Source organism: Phycisphaerales bacterium, assembly GCA_020852515.1.
Taxonomy (GTDB): Bacteria; Planctomycetota; Phycisphaerae; order Phycisphaerales; family UBA5793; genus UBA5793.
In genome coordinates, this window is record JADZAS010000016.1 from 1 (window position 1) to 18,600 (window position 18,600).

Sequence of the window (18,600 nt, forward strand, 5' to 3'; positions counted from 1 at the left end):
ACGGCGAAAACCTGCTCGCGGACATCCGCAGGCAGCCTGCGACCGCGGACACGCCCGTGATTGTCATGACCGCCCATGGGACTGACGGCCCCGATCTGGGGGTGAAGCAGATGAAGCTCGGTGCGACAGACTTCGTCAACAAGCCCTTCGATGGCGGCAAGCTGGATACCGCTATTCGGGGAGCCGTGGCGAAACGGCAGATTCCCAATGGGCGCTCGATACCGTCGCTCGTCGAGCCGAAGCCGGCAGGACCGCCGCGCCCATTCTCTGGCGGGCTGCTTATCCTGCACGAGCACCGCGCGGAACTGTGCGGGATCCAGATTGTCGAGAATGGCTCGCGCGGTCATGCCTGGCGCATCCTCGAGATCCTCGCCGAGAAAAACGAGGCGGGAAAGTACCGGTCCCTGAGCGGGCAGCAACTGGCGACGAAGCTCGGTCGCCGTGTTGGGCAAAATGCCGTGTCGCAGTGCATTCGTGCTCTGCGAAAGCGGATTGAGACGGCACTGCTCGAACACTTGAACATCGAGTGCCGCGATCAGGATGTCATCCAGAGTGGCGGGCGCGGCTATCGCTTAGGCGAGTGGATTGAGGTGCGGCGGAACGATGGCGGGGTGGTCCCAAATGGCGTAGGCAGCGACGAGACGGCGCGGGTCGAGTCACTGCTCGGTTTGCGTGCTGAAGCTAACGACGAAGCGGACGACCTCAATGCACGGCAGCAATGGGTGCTGGCGGCCTTGCGCGACACGGAGCGAGTGCAGCGAGCGGATCTACAGCGAGAGTTTCAATGCTCGGCCAAGACTGCCAAGCGAGACCTCGCGAACCTACGGTTTCGAGGGATTGTGGAGTTTGTTCGAGTTCCTTTCCCCGGTCACTATCGATTGATTGGACCTCCCGATGCCGGTGTTTGCGAGCCGCCTCGACTAGCGCGTTGAACGCGACCGTCGCAATCACCGAGACTAACGAGCAACCCTTTCGCGAGGCGGTCGAAGACCCATCGCGGGAGTCGTTTGCATTCCGGCGGATCGCACTCACGGATGACTTCGTTGGGCCGAAGATGTTGGCCGCACTACCTGGCTCCCAAGTATGTTCCTAGTAGATCCTCTCTTGTAGTTGCAGATCACAATCTGCCGCCCAAACTCTCGCGCCGAAGAGGCACGTAGGCGGATTCAAGCGATCAACTCCCACCGACGTCGATCGTGCACAGGCCCGAGCAATCCCAAACCTCGCAAAGGAGATTCTGCCAGGTCTCTGACGTTAGCTTGTACTGGTACAACGCACACTTATCGATTCGGGCCTTTCCGTCAGCGATCAACTGGAACTTCAGGTTGCACATCAACTTCGCTGACTCCTTGGTCACGGCGATTGCAAAGAGCTCCCGTGACTGCCCCAGACCGTACTCCCGTTTCACATGCTGGAGCATCACCCACAGCATGACCCGAGCACGCTTGCTGCCAGCGAACTTTCCGGGCTCCCGCACTACGACGCCACTGATATACAGACGCGGGCATTTCTTGGCAGATTCTCCCGACAGTATGTCCGATGCTTTGAGCTTGAGGTCGTCTACCCGACCTTCGAGAAACAGCCTTGTAAAGCCGTCCTCGAGCGGCAGCACTCCGAACGAAGCGCATAACTCGCCCTTGCCGTTGAAGATGCACTCAAAGACACGCGGATTCGCCAGACGCCATTGCTCGGCAAGCTCATGGCCAACGTACTCCCGCCCGTAGTATGGGCGTGTCATTTCGCAGGCCTCGCGGAGGCTCTCCGTTGTAGCTAATTCGCTCCGGTAAGGACCATCCGAGCCCACCTCATCAATCAGCGTATCGGGGAGCATCTTTACGATCCCACGCAAATACGCTACAACGAAGGCAAGAACAATGATTGCTACAGCAGATGCTATCGTGACCGAGCCTGGGATTGTGTAGTAGGCCGCGATGCTGGCTCGCGCGCCGAAGAACACGCCCAGCGTGGGAAGCAGCACCGCAAGTCCGGCCTTCCATCCGCTCGCAAGCCGCATCCACCACTTGGGCGCTACTCGTTTCACGCTCCTGGCTCCTTTGACCACATCCTCCACCACTGCGTGAACGACTCTGGCGATCTCGCCAGGCGCAAGACGCCCGCTTGATCGGCCGTCACAACAGCGGCCAACCCGAAGGAGAATCGGCTTTCCCAGGGGATGTGGTACGCGCCAGCGTTCATCCAGATCAGCAGGTCGCCGGCACGCACCGTCCTCGGCAATTCGATTCTGGCGAGACGATCGTACGCCATGCATGTCGGCCCACAGATCGTGGTAAGATGGGTCGGCCCCAGACGGTTCTCCACCGTGAGCACTTGGTGCTGCTGCCAGTCTGAGACCAAAGCATGGTTAGTCCGTCCGCCATCGCAAATCAGATACCTGGATCGCTCCCGTTCTTTGACGTCCAGCACCCGCACAACCAGCACAGCCGACGAGGAGCTGATGAAGCGACCGTTTTCCACCCAAACTTCCCGAATCGAAGGCCGCAATCCGGGAATGGTTCGGAGCAACTGGCCGTAGCCGTCGAGGTCGAAGGGCGCGAGCCCTTGGGCCCACGAAGATCGGCTCTCGCCCGCCGCCGGCAGGCCTCCTCCGCAGTCGACGTATTCCGGGTCCATTTCCAAATGGGAGCAAGCGCGGATGGACTCTTCAATCGCAAGGCGAAAGTCTGCCACCTCCGTTACATTCGACCGAAGGTGAAAGTGAACGCCTCTCAGCCGAAGCCCCAATCGTCGGATGAGTGGTGCCGCCGCCTCAAGCTCCGAATTGGTGAAACCGAACTGGTCCTCGTACTCCGGTTCGTCGGGGTCAGACTCAACCATCGGGTGATACCGGAATCCCAGCTGCCAGTCATTGGCCACGGCATGGGCCCCCAGCGCCTTGATCTCGGCAATCGAATCGAAGTGAACTCGTAGCGAACGAAGGTTGTATCTTGGTAGCCAGGCATGCTTTCCTACACCGTTGACGAGTATCCGCTCGGGCGCATACCCGGTCTCCAGAGCCGCTTCGAGCTCGAACGGGCTCACTACCTCGGCACCGTATCCTGCGGCCTTCCACGCATGAAGAACGTCGCTCACCGGATGGCACTTCACGGCCAGCCATTGCCGCAGCGTGATCCCATGAGCCAATTCCTGCAGTCGCGAGGCTTGTTTCTCCACCAGATGGTGCCGACAGACAAAACAGGGCGTGCCGAACCGCTCCGCCGCCCGCTTCGCTAGCGACCGCCACGAGTCCGCTAGGTCGACAGTAAAGCTCGTTTGCGGCATTCTGCTCTGTTCACCTTCCCAGACGGCGTGTGAGGGATCCGGTCGACCACAGCCACGCGGTCTAGCGCCACAGGGGGCGGGAGTCGCCGGTCAAGGTCTGCCTGCAGTGTTGAGGGCGAGCGATCGTCTCCGATCCTCGGAACAATTAGAGCGAGAAGTCTCGCGTTGCCCGTATCGCTTTCTAATGGCACCAGCGCCAGGGCCGCCACCCCGACGGTGTTCGCAAGGCCCCGCTCCAACTCCCCGACAAAGAAGGTCTTCCCCCCGCAGATGAACGACTCCTGCTCTCGCCCTCTCACATATAGGTATCCCTGCTCATCGAGGAACCCGACGTCATCAGAAATTATGAGCGCCTTTTGCTTGACCAGCTTGGTTGCGTCCGGGCGGCCGGAGTACCCCTGGAACCCCGCCTCCTCGCCGCCGGCGATTCTACCCATTGTATTCGCCGGAACCGAATTTCCGTCGTCGTCCACAACTACGACTTCGTCGGTGAGGAAAGGTCGCCCTACCGCATCGGGGCGACGATCCAAATCCTCTGGATCCGTGATTGTTCCGAGGGACTCCGAATTGCCCCACGATTCGACCACCTCCGAGCGCAGCACTTGGCGGACCTTCTGTTTTTCGTGGCCCGTGATCGGGGCTCCCATCACCACGATCGCGCGAGCGCTTGCGTCGATCCCGTTGGCAGCGTATTCCATGAACGCCCGGAGCTGATCAGGAACAAAGAACGCCCAGTCCACGGGCCGAGATCGCGCGAATGCCTGGTAGTCCTTCCACGCCGCGAACGGGTCATTGTTGTCGGAGTAGTCATTCAGTACCACAGCGCCACCCACGAGCAGCACAGAACCTACAAGCACCACACCACCAGTGTAGAATACGGGCCGACCGATGTAAAACGTTGTCCATCGCGAGAGCGCTAGCTCCAAACACCAACCGATGAACTCCGTAACCATTGAGTACTGGTCGCGCTCGACACCCTTGGGCGTGCCTGTCGAACCCGAGGAGAACAGAACTCCCCACTCGTCGTGGGGGTCCGCCTCCGCGGCGCCTGAATACTCGACCGACTTGGACCAGTCAACACTTTCTACTGCCAGCGCTCGCGGAGGACTGGGAAACAAGTCCTTCCACCGCGACATCGCGCCGTCGTGGATCAGTTCGTCGGCGCCGGTATCCAAAAGATTCGTCCTGATCGCCTCATCCTTCAGGGCTGGGTTCAGCAAGACGATCGATCTCCCCAGACGCAGGACGGCAAGATAGGCGATCAGAGTATGGACTTTCGACTTGATAGCCACAGCAACCCGGGCCGAGCGGAATCCGTCATGGAGCAGGCGGGCGCACAGCGCGTCAACGAGAGTGTTCAACTCGGCGTAGGAGATGCCGGCGCCGTTACTGTACACGGCGATCGTGTCGGGTCTGTATCTACCCCAGTGACGAACGGATTCTGACAGTCCAAACTGCATGCTCAGCCTTAGAGAGAGTGTCTTAGCGTCGCTTGGACATCTTCTCACAGTACTTGTTTGTCTTGTAGACAACCGCGAACCCGGCACCCAGAAGCTCGCCGACCACCTGCCGGATTTCCTTCTCGTCCATGTTGTCGGTGCCGGGCGTCCCTGTCGCATCCAGCACAAAGTCCACGAAATAGTCCAGGTCGTGAGCACTGCGCGCGGTGGACTCGCAGCAGAAGTTCGTCATGAACCCACAGATCGCGACTCGATCCACGCCGCGCTTGCGAAGCTGCTGGTCCAGCCGCGTACCGGCAAATGCGGAATAGCGATTCTTGACAATCTCGACGGCCCCGCGTGGCCTCACCAGCCCGTCGGAATACTCGACTTCCTCGGTCCCCTCTACGAAATTGAACTCCTCTTCGGCCTCTCCCGAGAAATCGAAGAGCCGGCCCAAGTCCGACCCGTCGGCCTTGTGGACGTGCCGGATCAGCACAATTGGATCTCCACGTTGCTCAAAGGTCTCGATCAACTCATTGATCCTCTTCAGCGTGGCTTTCGAATCCGGACAGTACATGTCCGAATCCGAATTCGCGTAGATCTTCTGCGCGTCGATCACGAGAAGTGCTGTGGACATTGAAAACCCTCCAGGGGGATGTGACTGTGGGGCGATCGTACGGCCCAACTGTGTGTAGGACAACAGGCATCTACCAACCAAGGACGCTAGCAAAGATGAGCGGAACCACAATGGTTGCATCGCTCTCCACCACAAACGCCGGCGTGTCTGCAGAGAGCTTGCCCCATGTTATCTTCTCATTCGGAACCGCCCCCGAGTATCCACCGTAACTCGTTGGCGCATCAGAGACTTGACAGTAGTACCCCCATTGTGGAGTATCCGTTCTCTGAAGGCACTGCCGCAGTAACGGTACGACGCAGACCGGAAAGTCGCCTGCGATCCCACCGCCGATCTGGAAGAAGCCGACGGAACCGAGGGTGCGGGCACGATCACACTCGGTGCGAGACGGCACATGGATGGGCCTTGCACTCGCTGCATACCACCGTGCAAACTCGATCATGTACTCGATACCTGTCTTGACTAGGTGGGGCGAGCGGAGTTCTCCCGCCAACAACTTCGCCGCGTAGCTGTTCCCGAGAGTCGAGTCCTCCCAGCCCGGCACAATCAGAGGGAGATTGGCCTCCGCCGCGGCTACGAGCCAGGAATTCTTGGGATCGATCTGGTAGTGTCGTGCGAGCGTGCCCGAACGCAGCAGTCGATACAACGGCTCGTGAGGGAACCATCGAATCTCTTGGCTGCTTCGTTCGGCTGATTCCCATTGTTCAAACATGGCCTCTTCAATCAGCGTAATCGCCGTTGCCGGAATACATGTGTCCGTCACGCGATTCATGCGCTCATCGTGCAGGTTCTGTTCTTGATCCCGCGACAGGTTTCGCCAATCCGGTATGGCCGCGTACGAGCGCCTGGCTACGAGACCAAATACGTCCTCCTCAAGATTGGCGCCCGTGCATGAGATCGCATGCACCTTACCCTCCCGAATCATCTCGGCGAGCGACAGTCCAAGCTCGGCAGTGCTCATGGCGCCGGCGAGGCATACCACCATGGAACCGCCCGCTTCAATATGTGTGTTGTACGCCTCCGCCGCCGCAACGAGCGATGCTGCGTTGAAGTGTAGATAGTGTTGTCGAATGAAGTCCCCAACGTTCATGTTGAAGCCTATCCCAACCCCAAGGGCCTCGCAAGGGTCCACCAGCCATAAGTAGTGATTCCTCGCAGTCGCTCGGGAAGTGAGTTCGCAGCAGTTCTGGTACGTCGATCCCGCACCGGCGGGCGACGCGATCCTTCGCAGATAACTCGCAGTGGCATTCGCCAGGTGGTTCGGGCCCGGCAATTCGGGATAGGCGATGACCGCTGTACGGATCGCCCTGCACTAGCCATTGGCCCTTCTGTAGCTCGTTGTTCTGGCCGCCGCATCCGCAGGTTGCGCTCGACGCGGGAGCCCAGTTCACACGAGAATCAAAGCGGTACCGCTTGTACGCAGTCTTGAGTCCGAAACCGGCGGAGTGGGTCACGGGACTGTCGGCCAGCCCGCCGCTGCCTGACCGGTGTTGCTAGCGAGCCAGGTATGAAACCCTGGCGGGCGGGTCAACGGCTGATTGAGTCGGGGGGGGCGATGGCCAACGGGCCACGGCCAGCTTTCATGTCCCTGGGGACAGAAGCGGATGACACCGGGGTCATCCAGCACCGCGATGACCACTCATTCAGCTCCTTGCGGGTGCCAGACGGTGGCACCGCGGCGGGAGACACCGGCTGAATGCACCGAAGGGGCGGCCGAGCGCGACCAAGACGTAGCGGCGAACGCGACCTTTCGACACCAAAGACGAGGCCAGCACCGGGACACTATCGCCTCAAAATTCCCGCAGAATCAGGCCGATTTGCGGGCGATTGCGGCCAATTGGAGTAGATGCGGCGGCATTGACGCCCCGAACGCGTCCACGTACCGCTCAACGATCGAGGCGACCGGTTCAAACGAGTGCCAGTTACCCCGATTGCCCTCCGGCCGAAGGCCAGGCGCCGGAGCACCATCGGCATGAATGACTCTCATTTGCGAACGCAGCGGTGGATCAGCCTGACTCTGGCGCTGGCGGCGGCGTGGCTCTGCGGCCCGGCGGCAACGGCCCAGCCGGCCGGCGATGAGCCGATCGCACTCAATGAAGCACTCGTCATCGAACCGGTCGGCGTGGCCCAGCGCAGCCCGATCCATACGGATGCGATCGAGAAGATGATCGTGGAAGGCTCGTGGACGCCGCCTCGCGCAGGCGGCAAGGTCCGCAAGCCCGACGGCGGCGAGGCGACGTGGGCTAAGCAGCAGGCGGACGCCGCGGGCTGGATCATCCACCAGGGCTACATCTCGTGGACCGTGCAACTCGACGCCGACGCCATCATGATGCTCGACGCCAGCGGGCACAGCCTCGTCTACGTCAACGGCCTGATGCGCACGGGCGATCCGTATCAATACGGCAACCTCTCGCTGCCGGTGTCGCTGCACGCGGGCGAGAACGAACTGCTGTTCTACTGCTCACGCGGGCGAATGCGGGCGAGCCTGAGCACGCCCAAGGGCGAGGTGTTCTTTGATCTGCGCGATGCGACGCTGCCGGATGTGTTGCGCGGCGATGCGAGGCGGTCGCTAGAGGGCGGCGTCGTGCTCGTAAACGCGACGAATCAGTCGTGGGCGGGTGACATCGCACTCGCACAAGGCAGTGTCGTTTCGCACCAGGCGATCGGCACGATCGCGCCACTGAGCATGCGCAAGGTCGCTGTTGCGTTTGATGCGCCCGACTTGCCCGCAAGCGCTGAAAAGATCGAGTACACGATGCGTGCGATTCATCAGCGCGATCGAGGCGCGGGGTACAGCGCCGTCGAACCGGCGATGGTCTCGCTCAACGTGCGCAACGCGGGCGAGCACCACCTCCGCACCTTCACCAGTGACATTGACGGTAGCGTGCAGATGTATTCGGTGCAGCCGAGCAGCACGCCCGGCGAAGGTCAGGCGCTGTTTCTGACGCTGCACGGAGCCGGCGTGCACGCGCCGAGCCAGTCTGGTTCGTATGCGGCCAAGGACTGGGGAACCGTCGTGGCCCCGACGAACCGGCGGCAGTTCGGCTTTGACTGGGAAGACTGGGGCCGGCTCGACGCCATGGAAGTGCTCGATGAGGCGGTGCGCATCTTCCGCCCCGATCCCGACCGGGTCTATCTCACGGGCCATTCGATGGGCGGGCACGGCACGTGGCAGGTCGGCGCGCAGTTTCCGAATCGATTCGCCGCCATCGGGCCCAGCGCCGGTTGGGTCAGCTTCTGGTCCTACACCGGCGCCAGCGAGTTTGATGCAGCGGATCCGATCGGCGCCATCATGGCTCGGGCGGCGCTGCCCAGCGACACGCTCGCTCTCTCGCCCAACTACCGGCAGCTGGGCGTGTACGTCCTGCACGGCGACGCGGATGACAACGTGCCCGTCGAGCAGGCGCGGCAGATGCGCTCGCACCTGGCGAGCTACCACGCCGACTTCGCCTACTACGAGCGGGCGGGCGCCGGCCACTGGTGGGGCAGCCCATGCGTGGACTGGCCGCCGATGTTCGACTTCTTTCGCAATCACGTGCGGACCTCGCCGCAGCACGTCCGGCACGTGCAGTTCATCACCGCCAACCCATCGATCTCATCGCGCAGTCAGTGGGTGATCATCGAACAGCAGGAGCGCTCGCTGATCGCCAGCAGCGTCGATGTGAATCTCGTGCTCGGCTCGCGGCACATCACCGGCAGCACCGTCAACGTGCGACGAATCGCGTTTGATGTGCCGCTGCTGAGAGAGGCCTTCGGCGAGTCCGAGGAAACGACGTCGGTCGTGATCTCGCTCGACGGCAGCGATATCGAGTGCGACCTTGCCGCCAGCGAGGATGGCCTGATTCACTTGGTGCGCGAAGACGGCGGCTGGGCGCGCTGTCGCGGTCCGCAGGCCGAGGAGAAGCGCATCGGGCGAAGCGGGCCGTTCAAAGACGCGTTCCGCAACCGCATGGTGTTCGTCTACGGCACGCGCGGCAGCGGCGCCGAAGCGCTGTGGAACCTGAGTAAGGCGCGCTGCGATGCCGAGACGTGGTTCTACCGCGGCAACGGCTCGGTCGATGTGATCTCCGACGTCGAATACAACCTCGGCGCGTTCGGGGGGCGAAACGTGATTCTCTACGGCAATGCCGACACGAATCTCGCCTGGTCAAAGGTGCTTGCCGACTCGCCCATACAGGTGCGGCGCGACGAACTCACCTGCGGCGATCGCACGCTCAAGGGCGACGACCTGGCGTGCGTGTTCACGTATCCGAACAGCGAGGATCAGGATTCGCTCGTGGCGGCGGTCAGCGGCACGGGCCTGCCGGGCGGCCGGCTCACCGATCGCTTCACCTACTTCGTCTCGGGCGTGCACTATCCGGACTGGTACATCGCGAGCCCTGAGGTGCTCACCGATGGGATTGGAGGCGTGATCGGCGCCGGCTTCTTCGATCAGCAGTGGCAAGTCGATCCGGCGCAGTCAGCGTGGCGCGAGTGAGTGCTGCTCACTCGACGGCGATTTCCACCCAATCCACGAGCGCGGCAAAGCGGCCGAACTGAGTCCTCATGTCGGTGCTGTACCGGAGCGAGGCGATGGTCTGACCCTTGGGTCCGACGTACGGCTGCGCATCGACGCCCAGAGCGCGGTTGAATCGGTCTGCCAGGCCGGTCTTGTTCTCCATGATGGCGTCAAACGACCGGGTCTGCCAGTTGAAGAGTCGCAGCTCCTCGACGCCGAGGTCCTGCGTGATCTGTGCTTCGAGGGTGATGTTGAGCAGCGCCGGCGAGGCAACGTCGGTGCGGGCGGCAACATGAAGATCGATCACGCCGGGAGCGCGAACGGTGCCGAAGGTGTGAGCCGCCTGCAGATAGGCGTTTTCAGAGTGTTCGATATCAGCCACGCCGCCGATCTCGATGCGGCCGGCGGCTGCGAGCACCTCCTCCAGTGTTGCAGGATCGCCTGGGATGGACCGGTTGAGCAGGATGGAGACAATGTCGATGCCCGTAAGCGTGTGGCCGACGACGATGTCGTTGAACCCGTCGCCATCGAAGTCGCCGTGCGCGAGGTCGTGGGCCTGGGCGAAGACATCCTGCCAGACGGGGAAGAAGAACTGCCCGTCGCCGGTGGCCACGAGAGTCGTCACGCGATGGAAGTAACTGTGCGCGGCGACGACGTCATCCACGCCGTCGTCATTCACGTCGAACGCTTCGACCTCCTCCGGCTGGCCATTGAATGGATAGGACTGCGGCGAAGCGAACGCACCGGTCCCGTCGCCTCGCAGGATAGTGGCCACGCCGGCGCTCGTGTCGATCGTCGCGCAGTCGGGCAGGTGATCGCGATTGAAGTCGCCGAAGGTGAGATCGACGGGCTGCCGCGCGATGGGTGTGTCGATGGGGGCGAGGAAGCCGCCGTTGCCGTCATTGAGCAGGATGCGAATGGCGTTGCCCTGGCCGCCGGGGAGAAGGCCGACGCCGAGGTCGGGCCGCGAATCGCCGTTCACATCAGCCGTTTCGATCGACCATGGCGCATGCGGCGTGTTGAACGTGGCTGCGACTTCGAACGAGCCGTTCCCGAGACTGCGCAGGTGAGTGAGGCGGTTGGCGGAACGATGCGCTATGACGAGATCCGCGCATGGATCGCCGTCGAAGTAGGCGGAAACGATGCCCTCGCCGACGACGCCGATGTTGAGCGTCTGCGCGACGCCCAAACCGCCCGAGCCGTCGTTGACGTGAACGGCGAGCGTGGCGCCAGCGCCGCTGAGCACGGCGACATCGGGGCGCTGGTCATCTGTGAAGTCACCGATGGCCATGGCGGTGGGCAAGGCGGCCGTCGCAACAGCCGGCTGGCGATAGAAGGTCCCATCGCCGCGGCCGAGCAGCACCGTAAGCGTGGACTGCGACTGGTTGAGCACGAGTATGTCGGCGAACTGATCCCCGTTTACATCGGCGACCTGCACGTCGGAGGGCTGGAGACCGGCCGGGATACGAGCCGGACTCGTGAACCCGGCAAAGCCGCCGGCCCATGCGGGCGCCACCAGGATGCACGCCGTGAGCGGCGCGAGAGTATGGACGCGGCAAACTCGACTCGGGCGAATGCTGGGGCGCACGGTTCTCTCCTTCGGCCGGGAATCAGAATGGGACTTCACTCGATCAGCGCCGGACGCGGCGCTCACAGCCGAATGTGCGGCCGGGAATCGGTTCTTGCAGCCAGTCCTGAAATCCCGATTCACGGCTCAGGCAGGTCTGCTTTGCCGTACCTGACCAGCTTGACCGAGCCGTCCTGCACGAGGCCGATGCCTGCGGCGTAGTACTTGTACTCCTTCTCGTCAGGCTCGAGCGGAGTGGTCTCCTCCACCTTGAGGCACTGGGCAAACTGACCCGCCTGGCACTTGATCGTCGAGGACGTGTTGATGATCTCCGCGCGATCCATGGCGACTTCGGGCGCGATCTCCTGGTAGTATCGGCCGCCGAGCAGGATCTGGCCGGGCATCATGAGACCGTACTTCGCGCCGTCGCGGCCGGAGATCCAGGCGCCTTCGTGGCCGCTGATCTGCCCGTCGCGATAGAGATCGACTTCTTCGCCGAAGTAGAACACGCTATTGGTGCGCTTCGAGATGGCGAAGAAGTTGCGCGAGACCTCGATGAGTTGGCCGCTTTTGGTCTCGCGTTCTTCGACGATGCGCGTCTCCACGCCGTCGATGATGCGCGTCTCATCGAGCACGGTAATGACGAGCCGCTCGTCACCGCCTTCGAAGACGAGCTGGTAGCCGGGCTCGAGGATGAAATAGGGATTGCGGCCGGTTGCCACAAGTTCGCCGGGCTCGGCGGGAAAGTCCCTGGTCCAGCCGTCGTCATCGCCGGGTCTCGCGCCCGAAGCGCCGAGCAGCGCCGAAGCCAAGATCGCGGAGAGCGCAACACACCACTTTCGATGTTTGGTCATGAGAAGCCTCCTTCGGACAGGTTCTCCGGAATGATACGGGCCCCAGGGAGAGGCAGAAGAAATGACCGCTCATTCCGTGCGATATCTGCAAGGCCACAACGTCAATCCCATCCGGTGAGAAGAACCGAAACCAGGGGGCCACAAGAGGAGAGGCACATGAAACGACAGAGTTGCACGATATGGATCGCGCTCTGCACCGGACTGGCCCTGAGTGGGTCGAGCCGCGGGGACGTCATCGCCATCGGGCCCTTTACGGGGATGGCCGCCGACACATTCAACCAGTACAACAACACCATGGCCGAACAGGTGTTGCCGGTTTTCGGCGGCCTGGGGGTCATCCGCAACATGACTCAGGGCGGCGCGATCAAGGTCGAATGGGGCTCGCAGTTCTCGGGCAAGTGGGTCTATCCGCGCTCGGGTATGATGATGGGCCAACTGGGAATCGGCCAGTGGGAATTCGACGTGCCCGTCACGCGGTTCGGCGGCTGGTGGGAGAACAACAGCGGCGTCAGTGATGCCACCATCGCGTTCTACGATGCGCAGGATCTGCTGCTGGGCGAACGAAACGCCACGATCCCGTTCCAGCAGTCTGGCTGGACCTGGAACGGCTGGGAATCGGATGTACCGATCCACCGCATCGTCGTTACCGGCCGCGGCGTGCTCAATGGCTTCCTCTGGTACGAAGACATGCAGATCGACTACGTTCCCACGCCGGGATCGCTGCTGGTGCTGGCTGGGATCGGCGCTGCTGCAGCGCGACGTCGATCGCGCTGCAGCTGATTCACGCCCGGGATATCCCGCCTCGCCGCTTCACTGAATTCTCGACAGCAGGTCATCCACCGCGGCGCGCAACTGTTCATCTTCGTTGGCCGATTCCGCCTCGGGCGTTTGCGGCACGAGGATGTCGGGCACGGCGCCGTGGTTTTCCATGTCGGTGCCATCCAGGAGGTACCAGCCGCGGAACGGGAGCCGGACCAGCGTCCCGTCGATGAGATTGGTCCCGCCGGTGCTGATCACGCCGCCGTAGGTTTCCTGGCCCACGAGTTTCCCGCGTCCGATGGTCTTGAATGCGTGCGAGATGATCTCCGCGTTGGAAAAGCTCTTCTCATTACAGAGCATGTTGATGGGCAGGTTGTAGCGCTGGATGAAGAGGCGATCCTGCGGATAGTGCCCGGTGGCGTCGGGGTCAGCGCCGCGCGGAATGGTGTAGGCGTGCTGCGGATAGGCGATTGAGGCGAGGAGCCGGTCGGTCGTCCATCCCCCACCGTTGTTGCGGACATCAATGATGAGCGCCTTGCGGTCATGCGCCGCGGCGTAGAGATCGCGCTCGAAGATGTCCAGCGACGGCTGGTTCATGCCCTCGATGTGGATGTAGCCGATCTGCCCGTCGGACCACTCTTCCACCTTTCTGGCGTTGCGGATGCGCCAGTCGTCGTAGCGCAGGCCTCGCTCGGCTCCGCCGCTGATCGGGGTCATGAGTACATCCAGCGGCATGGTCGTGCCGTCCTCGTTCGTGCGGACGATCGAGACGATGGTCTCCTGTCCTACGCGGCCGGTGAGGCGCGATTCAATCGTGTCCGTTGGCTCGAACGGTTGGAGATCGATGGCGGTGATGAGATCGCCGACCTGCAGTCTCATCTGGCCGGTCGCTGCCGGGCCCAGGGCGACGATGTCAGTCACGCGGTAGGCATCGCCCTCGCGCACGGCGTCAATTCCCAGCCGTCCCATGGGCTGATTGTTCGAAGGTGATTCGCCGCGCGCGTAGATGCCCAGGTGCGAGCCGTTGAGTTCGCCGATGAACCGAGCGGCGACGTCGTTGAACTCATCAGCGGTTCGCGTCCGCCGCGCCAGCGCGTGGTACTTGTCCGTCAGTGCCGGCCAGTCGAGACCTTTCATCGTGGGGTGGTAGAACATCTCCCCGAGGATCCGGGCCGCCTCCAGGAACTTCTGGCTGGCCTGTGCCTGGAGGTCGATCCGCATGGTGTGGTCAATGTCGATGGTTTCCGTCTTTCCGCCGGTGACAGGAATGGTCGCCCCGCGACCGCCGGAAATGATGACGATCTTGTCGCCGGCGGTATTGAGATGTTGAACCGAAGCGAACCCGGTGATTCGCTTGAGATCGCTGCCATCCCATTTGACGGAGAACAGGCCCGACTCATCCGTGCGGCCCGAGAAGATGTAGTAATCGCCGGCCGGCGTCATTTCGAGGTTGCCTTCCGAGCCTGACATGCTCGTGACGCGGCGCAGGCGGAGGTAGGCGTCCTCCAGATCGAGCGGGTCCGCTTCCGACGGTTTGACCTCCGGGGCGGGCTCGTCGAATCGCACTGGTTTGATCGGCTTGCGCTTTTTGGCCTCCTTGGCTGCGTCGTCGTAGTACTTCTGCAGTTCCTTGGGCGTGTACGACTCGATGTCCTTGTCGAGGTAGACCATCCAGACATCTGTCTCCTCGTTGAGGCGCTCGGAGACGAATGACAGAATGCGGCCGTCGGCGGACCAGCGCGGGCTGGAGTCATTGTCGGGATGGCGCGTGACGTTCGCGGCCGGCGCCGAGCCATCGGCGGGAGCGATCCAGATGTCGGCGTTGAAGTCCATGTCCTCCTGCTGGTAGGCGACGTAGCGGCTGTCGTAACTCCACCGCGCCTCGATGCCCGTATCCCACCCGGCGGCAATCAGGCGATCTTCGCCCGTGAAAAGGTCGCGCAGCATGAGATCCCCGCGACCACGCCGAAAGAGCAGGCTTCGGCCGTCGGGCGATGGAATCGGCTGGCGATCGTTGTGCTCAATCGTCGCCACGACGGGCGTGATCGTGAACTTGACGGCATCGTGCCAGCGCTTCGGATCGAATTGCGGCGGGACCTTCTCCTCTTCCTTCTCGTCCTTGACCTTCTCGTCCTGCTCCGGTTCATCGTCCGCGGGCTCATCGGCTCCGGCCGGCGCCGGCTCGGCCGGGGGTGCATCCGGCGGCTCAGTCTCGGGCGTCGTCTCGGCCGCAGGTTCATCTTCCTGAGCGGGCTCTTCGGCCTCAGGCTCTTCGGCGGCAGGCTCCTCGGCCGGCTCGGCCTCGGGCGGCTGGGTCGCCTTCTTGAACGCCTCGATGATTTCGCCGCGCGTCAGATCGACGGTGGCCATGTAGATCGAGTCGGTTCCATCTTCGTCGCTCGTGAAGTACAGGCGCACGCCGTCTGGCGACCAGGCGATGTTCTTCTCGCGCGCGTGTGAGTCGGTAATGCGCTGCGTGGGGCTCTTGTCCTCGACGTTGCGTAGATAGACCTCGCCGTACGCGACGAACGCCATGACCTGCCCGTCCGGGCTCAGCGCTGCTTCGGACACCTCGCGGTTGATCGGGTGAATCTCGAAGTTGTCGCGCTCATCCTCGTTGGCGGTGATCGTCAGCGGCGCGGGGCGCGCGCTTTGCCGCGCGAGATCGAGTATGTACAGCGTGTCCCAAACCGACAGTACGGCTGTACTCGCATCCACCGACACGTCGAACTCCTGCACGTCATTTTCATCGAAGTGCGTGAGTTGCGCCACCGCCTGCTCGCCGCGCTGAAGATCCATTCGGTAGAGGTTGACGACGCCGTCTTTGCGATCGGACATGTAGATGATGGTCGAGTCATCGACCCATTGCGCGCGGCCGTCGTTGCCTTCCCACTGCGTCAGTTGCTTGAACGACTCATCGCCTCGGTCGTAGAGCCACACATCCCGGTCATCGGGCCCCATGTAGTGGCGCCGCGACCATGAAGAGCCACCGCGCGTGAAAAGGACTTTCGAGCCGTCCGGGCTCACGGCGGGGTACTCGCCGAACGCGCCGTGGAGTCGAACGAGATCGCCGCCGTCTGGAGAGATCATGTACGGCCGGGCGGCCCGGTAGACATCCCCTTCGAGGCGCGCCCAGCCGGTGAGCACTTCGCGGCCATCGGGGCCGAGGCCGTAGCCCGACAGCGCGACGGTCTGGTCGATCTGGGTGACCTGCCGGACGTCCGTGCCGTCGCGGTTCATGGTGAAAATGTTGTTGCCGCCGGCCCGCGTGGAGTTGAACGCAATGCGCCGGCCATCGCGGCTCCACGCCGAAAGCCACTCGTCGGCGGGATGCGCCGTAAGGCGGGTGGCATGGCCGCCCTCGCTCGCCACGCTCCAGAGGTCACCCCGCCAGGAGAAGACGATGGTGGACCCGTCGGGGCTGATGGAGGGAAACCGAGGCAGATCGACATTTCCTTGGGCCGGCTGCCCGGCGGGCTGGACCGTCGAGGCCGACGCATCGCCGCCGGCACCGGTCGGCGCGGCCGCCGCGCAGCCGGTGAGGCTCAGGCCGGAGGTGAGTGCGAGGGCGACGAAGATCATACGCGACATCCGTTTCTCCTTGGATCGGCGGCGTGGCAAGATGCGGGGCTGAACTCCCAATGGTTCGAGCAGCCGGCCGGACTCGTGGCCAGCCGGACTGCCGCTTATACTACCGCCGCTGGGCGAGGCTGCCGTCAGAGTGAGAAATGAGTCTCGCCGTTCACCGGTGCAAGGATCGCCGTGTCTCACGCGCCTGCCGATCTCAATCCGTTCCGCCTCTCGCTGGAGCAGCGCGGTCCGCTGGTGCGCGGCGTTCGCCCCGTACTCGAAGCCGTGCTGCGCTTCCCCGCGATGAATCGCATTTATCGTGAGATTCACTCCACAACCGACGACCGGCACTTCAGTGACCGCACGCTCGATGCGCTCGGAGTCGAACTGCAATTCACGCTGGGCGACCTGAGCCGCATCCCCGCGACCGGCCCGGTGGTGCTCATCGCCAATCACCCCATCGGCGGCATCGACGGGCTGGCCATGCTGGCCATCATGCGCCGCGTTCGAGCCGACTCGCGCATGATCGGCAATTACATGATGTCGATCATCCCCGATCTGCGCGAGATCTACCTGTTCGTCGATCCGTTCGGCGGCGAGGCAGCCGTGCGGCGCAACCTCGCCACCATGCGCCAGGCGATGCAGTGGCTGCGCGACGGGCACATGCTCGCGTCATTTCCATCCGGCGAAGTCGCGTCGTTCCAGCTCCGACAGCGCCGCATCGTCGAGCCGCAGTGGAACGATTCGATCGCCCGCATGATCCTCAAGACCGGAGCGCCGGTCGTGCCGATCCACTTCGAGGGCCGCAACAGTACGCTGTTTCACGCCGCAGGCGTCGTGCATCCGCGGCTGCGCACCCTCATGCTGCCCACCGAGATGCTCCGCCGCCGGGGACGGGCCCTGCAGGTGCGCATCGGCAAACTCATCCCCTTCGAGCAGATCAAGCGGCACGGCAGTCCCGAGTCCATCACCGAATATCTGCGCCTGCGCGTCAGCCTGCTCGGCCAGCAGGAGGGCAAGGCGGCCGCACGGACGGACGCGGCCCGGCCGGGTGCGGTGAGTCACGCGCCGATCGTTGAGCCGGCGCCGCCTGAACGACTCGCAGAGGACGTGGCAGCGCTGAGCGGCGAGCATGAACTCGTCTTGCAGGACCAATTGCGAGTGTACTGCGCGCCGGCGGAGATGATCCCCCACTGCCTTCAGGAAATCGGGCGGCTGCGCGAGATCGCCTTCCGCGCCGTCGGCGAAGGAACAGGACGCCCGACTGACCTTGATCGATTTGACCGGCACTACCTGCACCTCTTTGTCTGGGATCAGGCGCGCAGCCGAATTCTCGGGGCGTACCGCGTCGGCCTGACGGACCAGATCGTCCCGGTGCACGGCATCGAAGGGCTGTACACCCACACGCTGTTCCGCTTCGGCCGGCGATTGCTCGAACAGATCGATCCGTGCGTCGAACTCGGCCGCTCCTTCATCCATCCCGAGGCGCAGCGGGCGACGGCGCCGCTCATGCTGCTCTGGAAAGGCATCGGCCAGTTTTTGATTCGCAATCCGCGCTACACGGGACTGATCGGGCCGGTAAGCATCAGCGCCGAATACTCGACAATGTCGCGGCTGCTGCTCATGGCGTTTCTTCGTATGCACAAATACCTGCCGCAGCTGGGCGACCTTATCAAGCCGCGCAACCCGCCCCGCCAGATGCCGCCGCGCGAGTGGGAAACGCAGCGAATGAGCACCGTCGTAAGCGATCTCGACGAAGTGGACTCGCTCGTGCGCGAACTGGAGGCGGACGGCAAGCCCATGCCCGTGCTGCTGCGGCAGTACCTCGGACTCAACGCGGCGCTGCTGGGGTTCAACGTCGATTCACAGTTCGGGAACGTCATCGACGGGCTCATGTTCGTCGATGTGCTCAAGATCGACCGGCGCATCATGCGGCGATTCCTGGGCGTCGAAGGCCTGGAGCGCTACTTGGGGGCACAGGCCGCCCTGGCGTGACG

12 protein-coding genes are annotated in these 18,600 nt (G+C 63.0%); 4 read left to right on the forward strand and 8 right to left on the reverse strand.

What is annotated here, in order from left to right; genetic code table 11:
• Window positions 1-932, forward strand: a 932-nt coding sequence (locus tag IT430_11835; protein MCC6908626.1) for a hypothetical protein, incomplete at its 5' end; no start/stop codon positions are given.
• Between the two features lie 242 nt (window positions 933-1,174).
• On the opposite strand, the gene IT430_11840 is transcribed toward IT430_11835, so the two are convergent.
• From IT430_11840 to IT430_11860, 5 genes are all read right to left on the reverse strand, one after another.
• Window positions 1,175-2,041, reverse strand: a complete 867-nt coding sequence (locus IT430_11840) for a hypothetical protein (protein MCC6908627.1) — start codon at window positions 2,039-2,041, stop codon at window positions 1,175-1,177.
• Window positions 2,038-3,279: a hypothetical protein gene (locus tag IT430_11845; GenBank protein ID MCC6908628.1), complete on the reverse strand. Its 1,242-nt coding sequence runs from the start codon at window positions 3,277-3,279 to the stop codon at window positions 2,038-2,040. Before IT430_11845 ends, IT430_11840 begins: the two co-directional genes overlap by 4 nt.
• Window positions 3,249-4,739, reverse strand: coding sequence for an acyl--CoA ligase (locus tag IT430_11850; GenBank protein ID MCC6908629.1), 1,491 nt, complete (start codon window positions 4,737-4,739; stop codon window positions 3,249-3,251). Before IT430_11850 ends, IT430_11845 begins: the two co-directional genes overlap by 31 nt.
• Window positions 4,740-4,761: 22 nt before the next feature.
• Window positions 4,762-5,358, reverse strand: coding sequence for a cysteine hydrolase (locus IT430_11855; GenBank protein MCC6908630.1), 597 nt, complete (start codon window positions 5,356-5,358; stop codon window positions 4,762-4,764).
• A 70-nt stretch (window positions 5,359-5,428) separates the two neighbouring features.
• Complete coding sequence (locus tag IT430_11860; protein ID MCC6908631.1) at window positions 5,429-6,445, reverse strand: deoxyhypusine synthase family protein; 1,017 nt, start codon at window positions 6,443-6,445, stop codon at window positions 5,429-5,431.
• Between the two features lie 882 nt (window positions 6,446-7,327).
• Between IT430_11860 and IT430_11865 the strand changes: the two genes are divergently transcribed.
• On the forward strand, window positions 7,328-9,832 hold the full coding sequence (locus IT430_11865) for a prolyl oligopeptidase family serine peptidase (GenBank protein MCC6908632.1): 2,505 nt from the start codon (window positions 7,328-7,330) through the stop codon (window positions 9,830-9,832).
• Window positions 9,833-9,839: 7 nt separating this feature from the next.
• Here IT430_11865 and IT430_11870 read toward each other — a convergent pair whose 3' ends face one another.
• Together IT430_11870 and IT430_11875 are read right to left on the reverse strand one after the other, a co-directional pair.
• Entirely contained in the window at window positions 9,840-11,441 is a 1,602-nt protein-coding gene (locus IT430_11870) for a VCBS repeat-containing protein (protein MCC6908633.1), read from the reverse strand.
• A gap of 119 nt (window positions 11,442-11,560) precedes the next feature.
• Complete coding sequence (locus tag IT430_11875) at window positions 11,561-12,274, reverse strand: hypothetical protein (protein MCC6908634.1); 714 nt, start codon at window positions 12,272-12,274, stop codon at window positions 11,561-11,563.
• 156 nt (window positions 12,275-12,430) lie between these two features.
• Here IT430_11875 and IT430_11880 point away from each other — a divergent pair, with 156 nt between their 5' ends.
• The gene (locus tag IT430_11880) at window positions 12,431-13,054 is read left to right on the forward strand and encodes a hypothetical protein (GenBank protein MCC6908635.1); all 624 of its coding nucleotides are present in this window, start codon (window positions 12,431-12,433) and stop codon (window positions 13,052-13,054) included.
• Window positions 13,055-13,084: 30 nt separating this feature from the next.
• On the opposite strand, the gene IT430_11885 is transcribed toward IT430_11880, so the two are convergent.
• The gene (locus IT430_11885; protein MCC6908636.1) at window positions 13,085-16,624 is read right to left on the reverse strand and encodes a PD40 domain-containing protein; all 3,540 of its coding nucleotides are present in this window, start codon (window positions 16,622-16,624) and stop codon (window positions 13,085-13,087) included.
• A 171-nt stretch (window positions 16,625-16,795) separates the two neighbouring features.
• Between IT430_11885 and IT430_11890 the strand changes: the two genes are divergently transcribed.
• On the forward strand, window positions 16,796-18,598 hold the full coding sequence (locus IT430_11890; protein ID MCC6908637.1) for a lysophospholipid acyltransferase family protein: 1,803 nt from the start codon (window positions 16,796-16,798) through the stop codon (window positions 18,596-18,598).
• Window positions 18,599-18,600: the final 2 nt, after the last annotated feature.

Excerpts from the sequence above, each read along its gene's own strand:
- IT430_11845 (MCC6908628.1), bottom strand. The coding sequence starts at position 3,279 with ATGCCGCAAACGAGCTTTACTGTCGACCTAGCGGACTCGTGGCGGTCG.
- IT430_11850 (MCC6908629.1), bottom strand. The coding sequence starts at position 4,739 with ATGCAGTTTGGACTGTCAGAATCCGTTCGTCACTGGGGTAGATACAGA.
- IT430_11855 (MCC6908630.1), bottom strand. The coding sequence starts at position 5,358 with ATGTCCACAGCACTTCTCGTGATCGACGCGCAGAAGATCTACGCGAAT.
- IT430_11860 (MCC6908631.1), bottom strand. The coding sequence starts at position 6,445 with ATGAACGTTGGGGACTTCATTCGACAACACTATCTACACTTCAACGCA.
- IT430_11865 (MCC6908632.1), top strand. The coding sequence starts at position 7,328 with ATGAATGACTCTCATTTGCGAACGCAGCGGTGGATCAGCCTGACTCTG.
- IT430_11875 (MCC6908634.1), bottom strand. The coding sequence starts at position 12,274 with ATGACCAAACATCGAAAGTGGTGTGTTGCGCTCTCCGCGATCTTGGCT.
- IT430_11880 (MCC6908635.1), top strand. The coding sequence starts at position 12,431 with ATGAAACGACAGAGTTGCACGATATGGATCGCGCTCTGCACCGGACTG.
- IT430_11885 (MCC6908636.1), bottom strand. The coding sequence starts at position 16,624 with ATGTCGCGTATGATCTTCGTCGCCCTCGCACTCACCTCCGGCCTGAGC.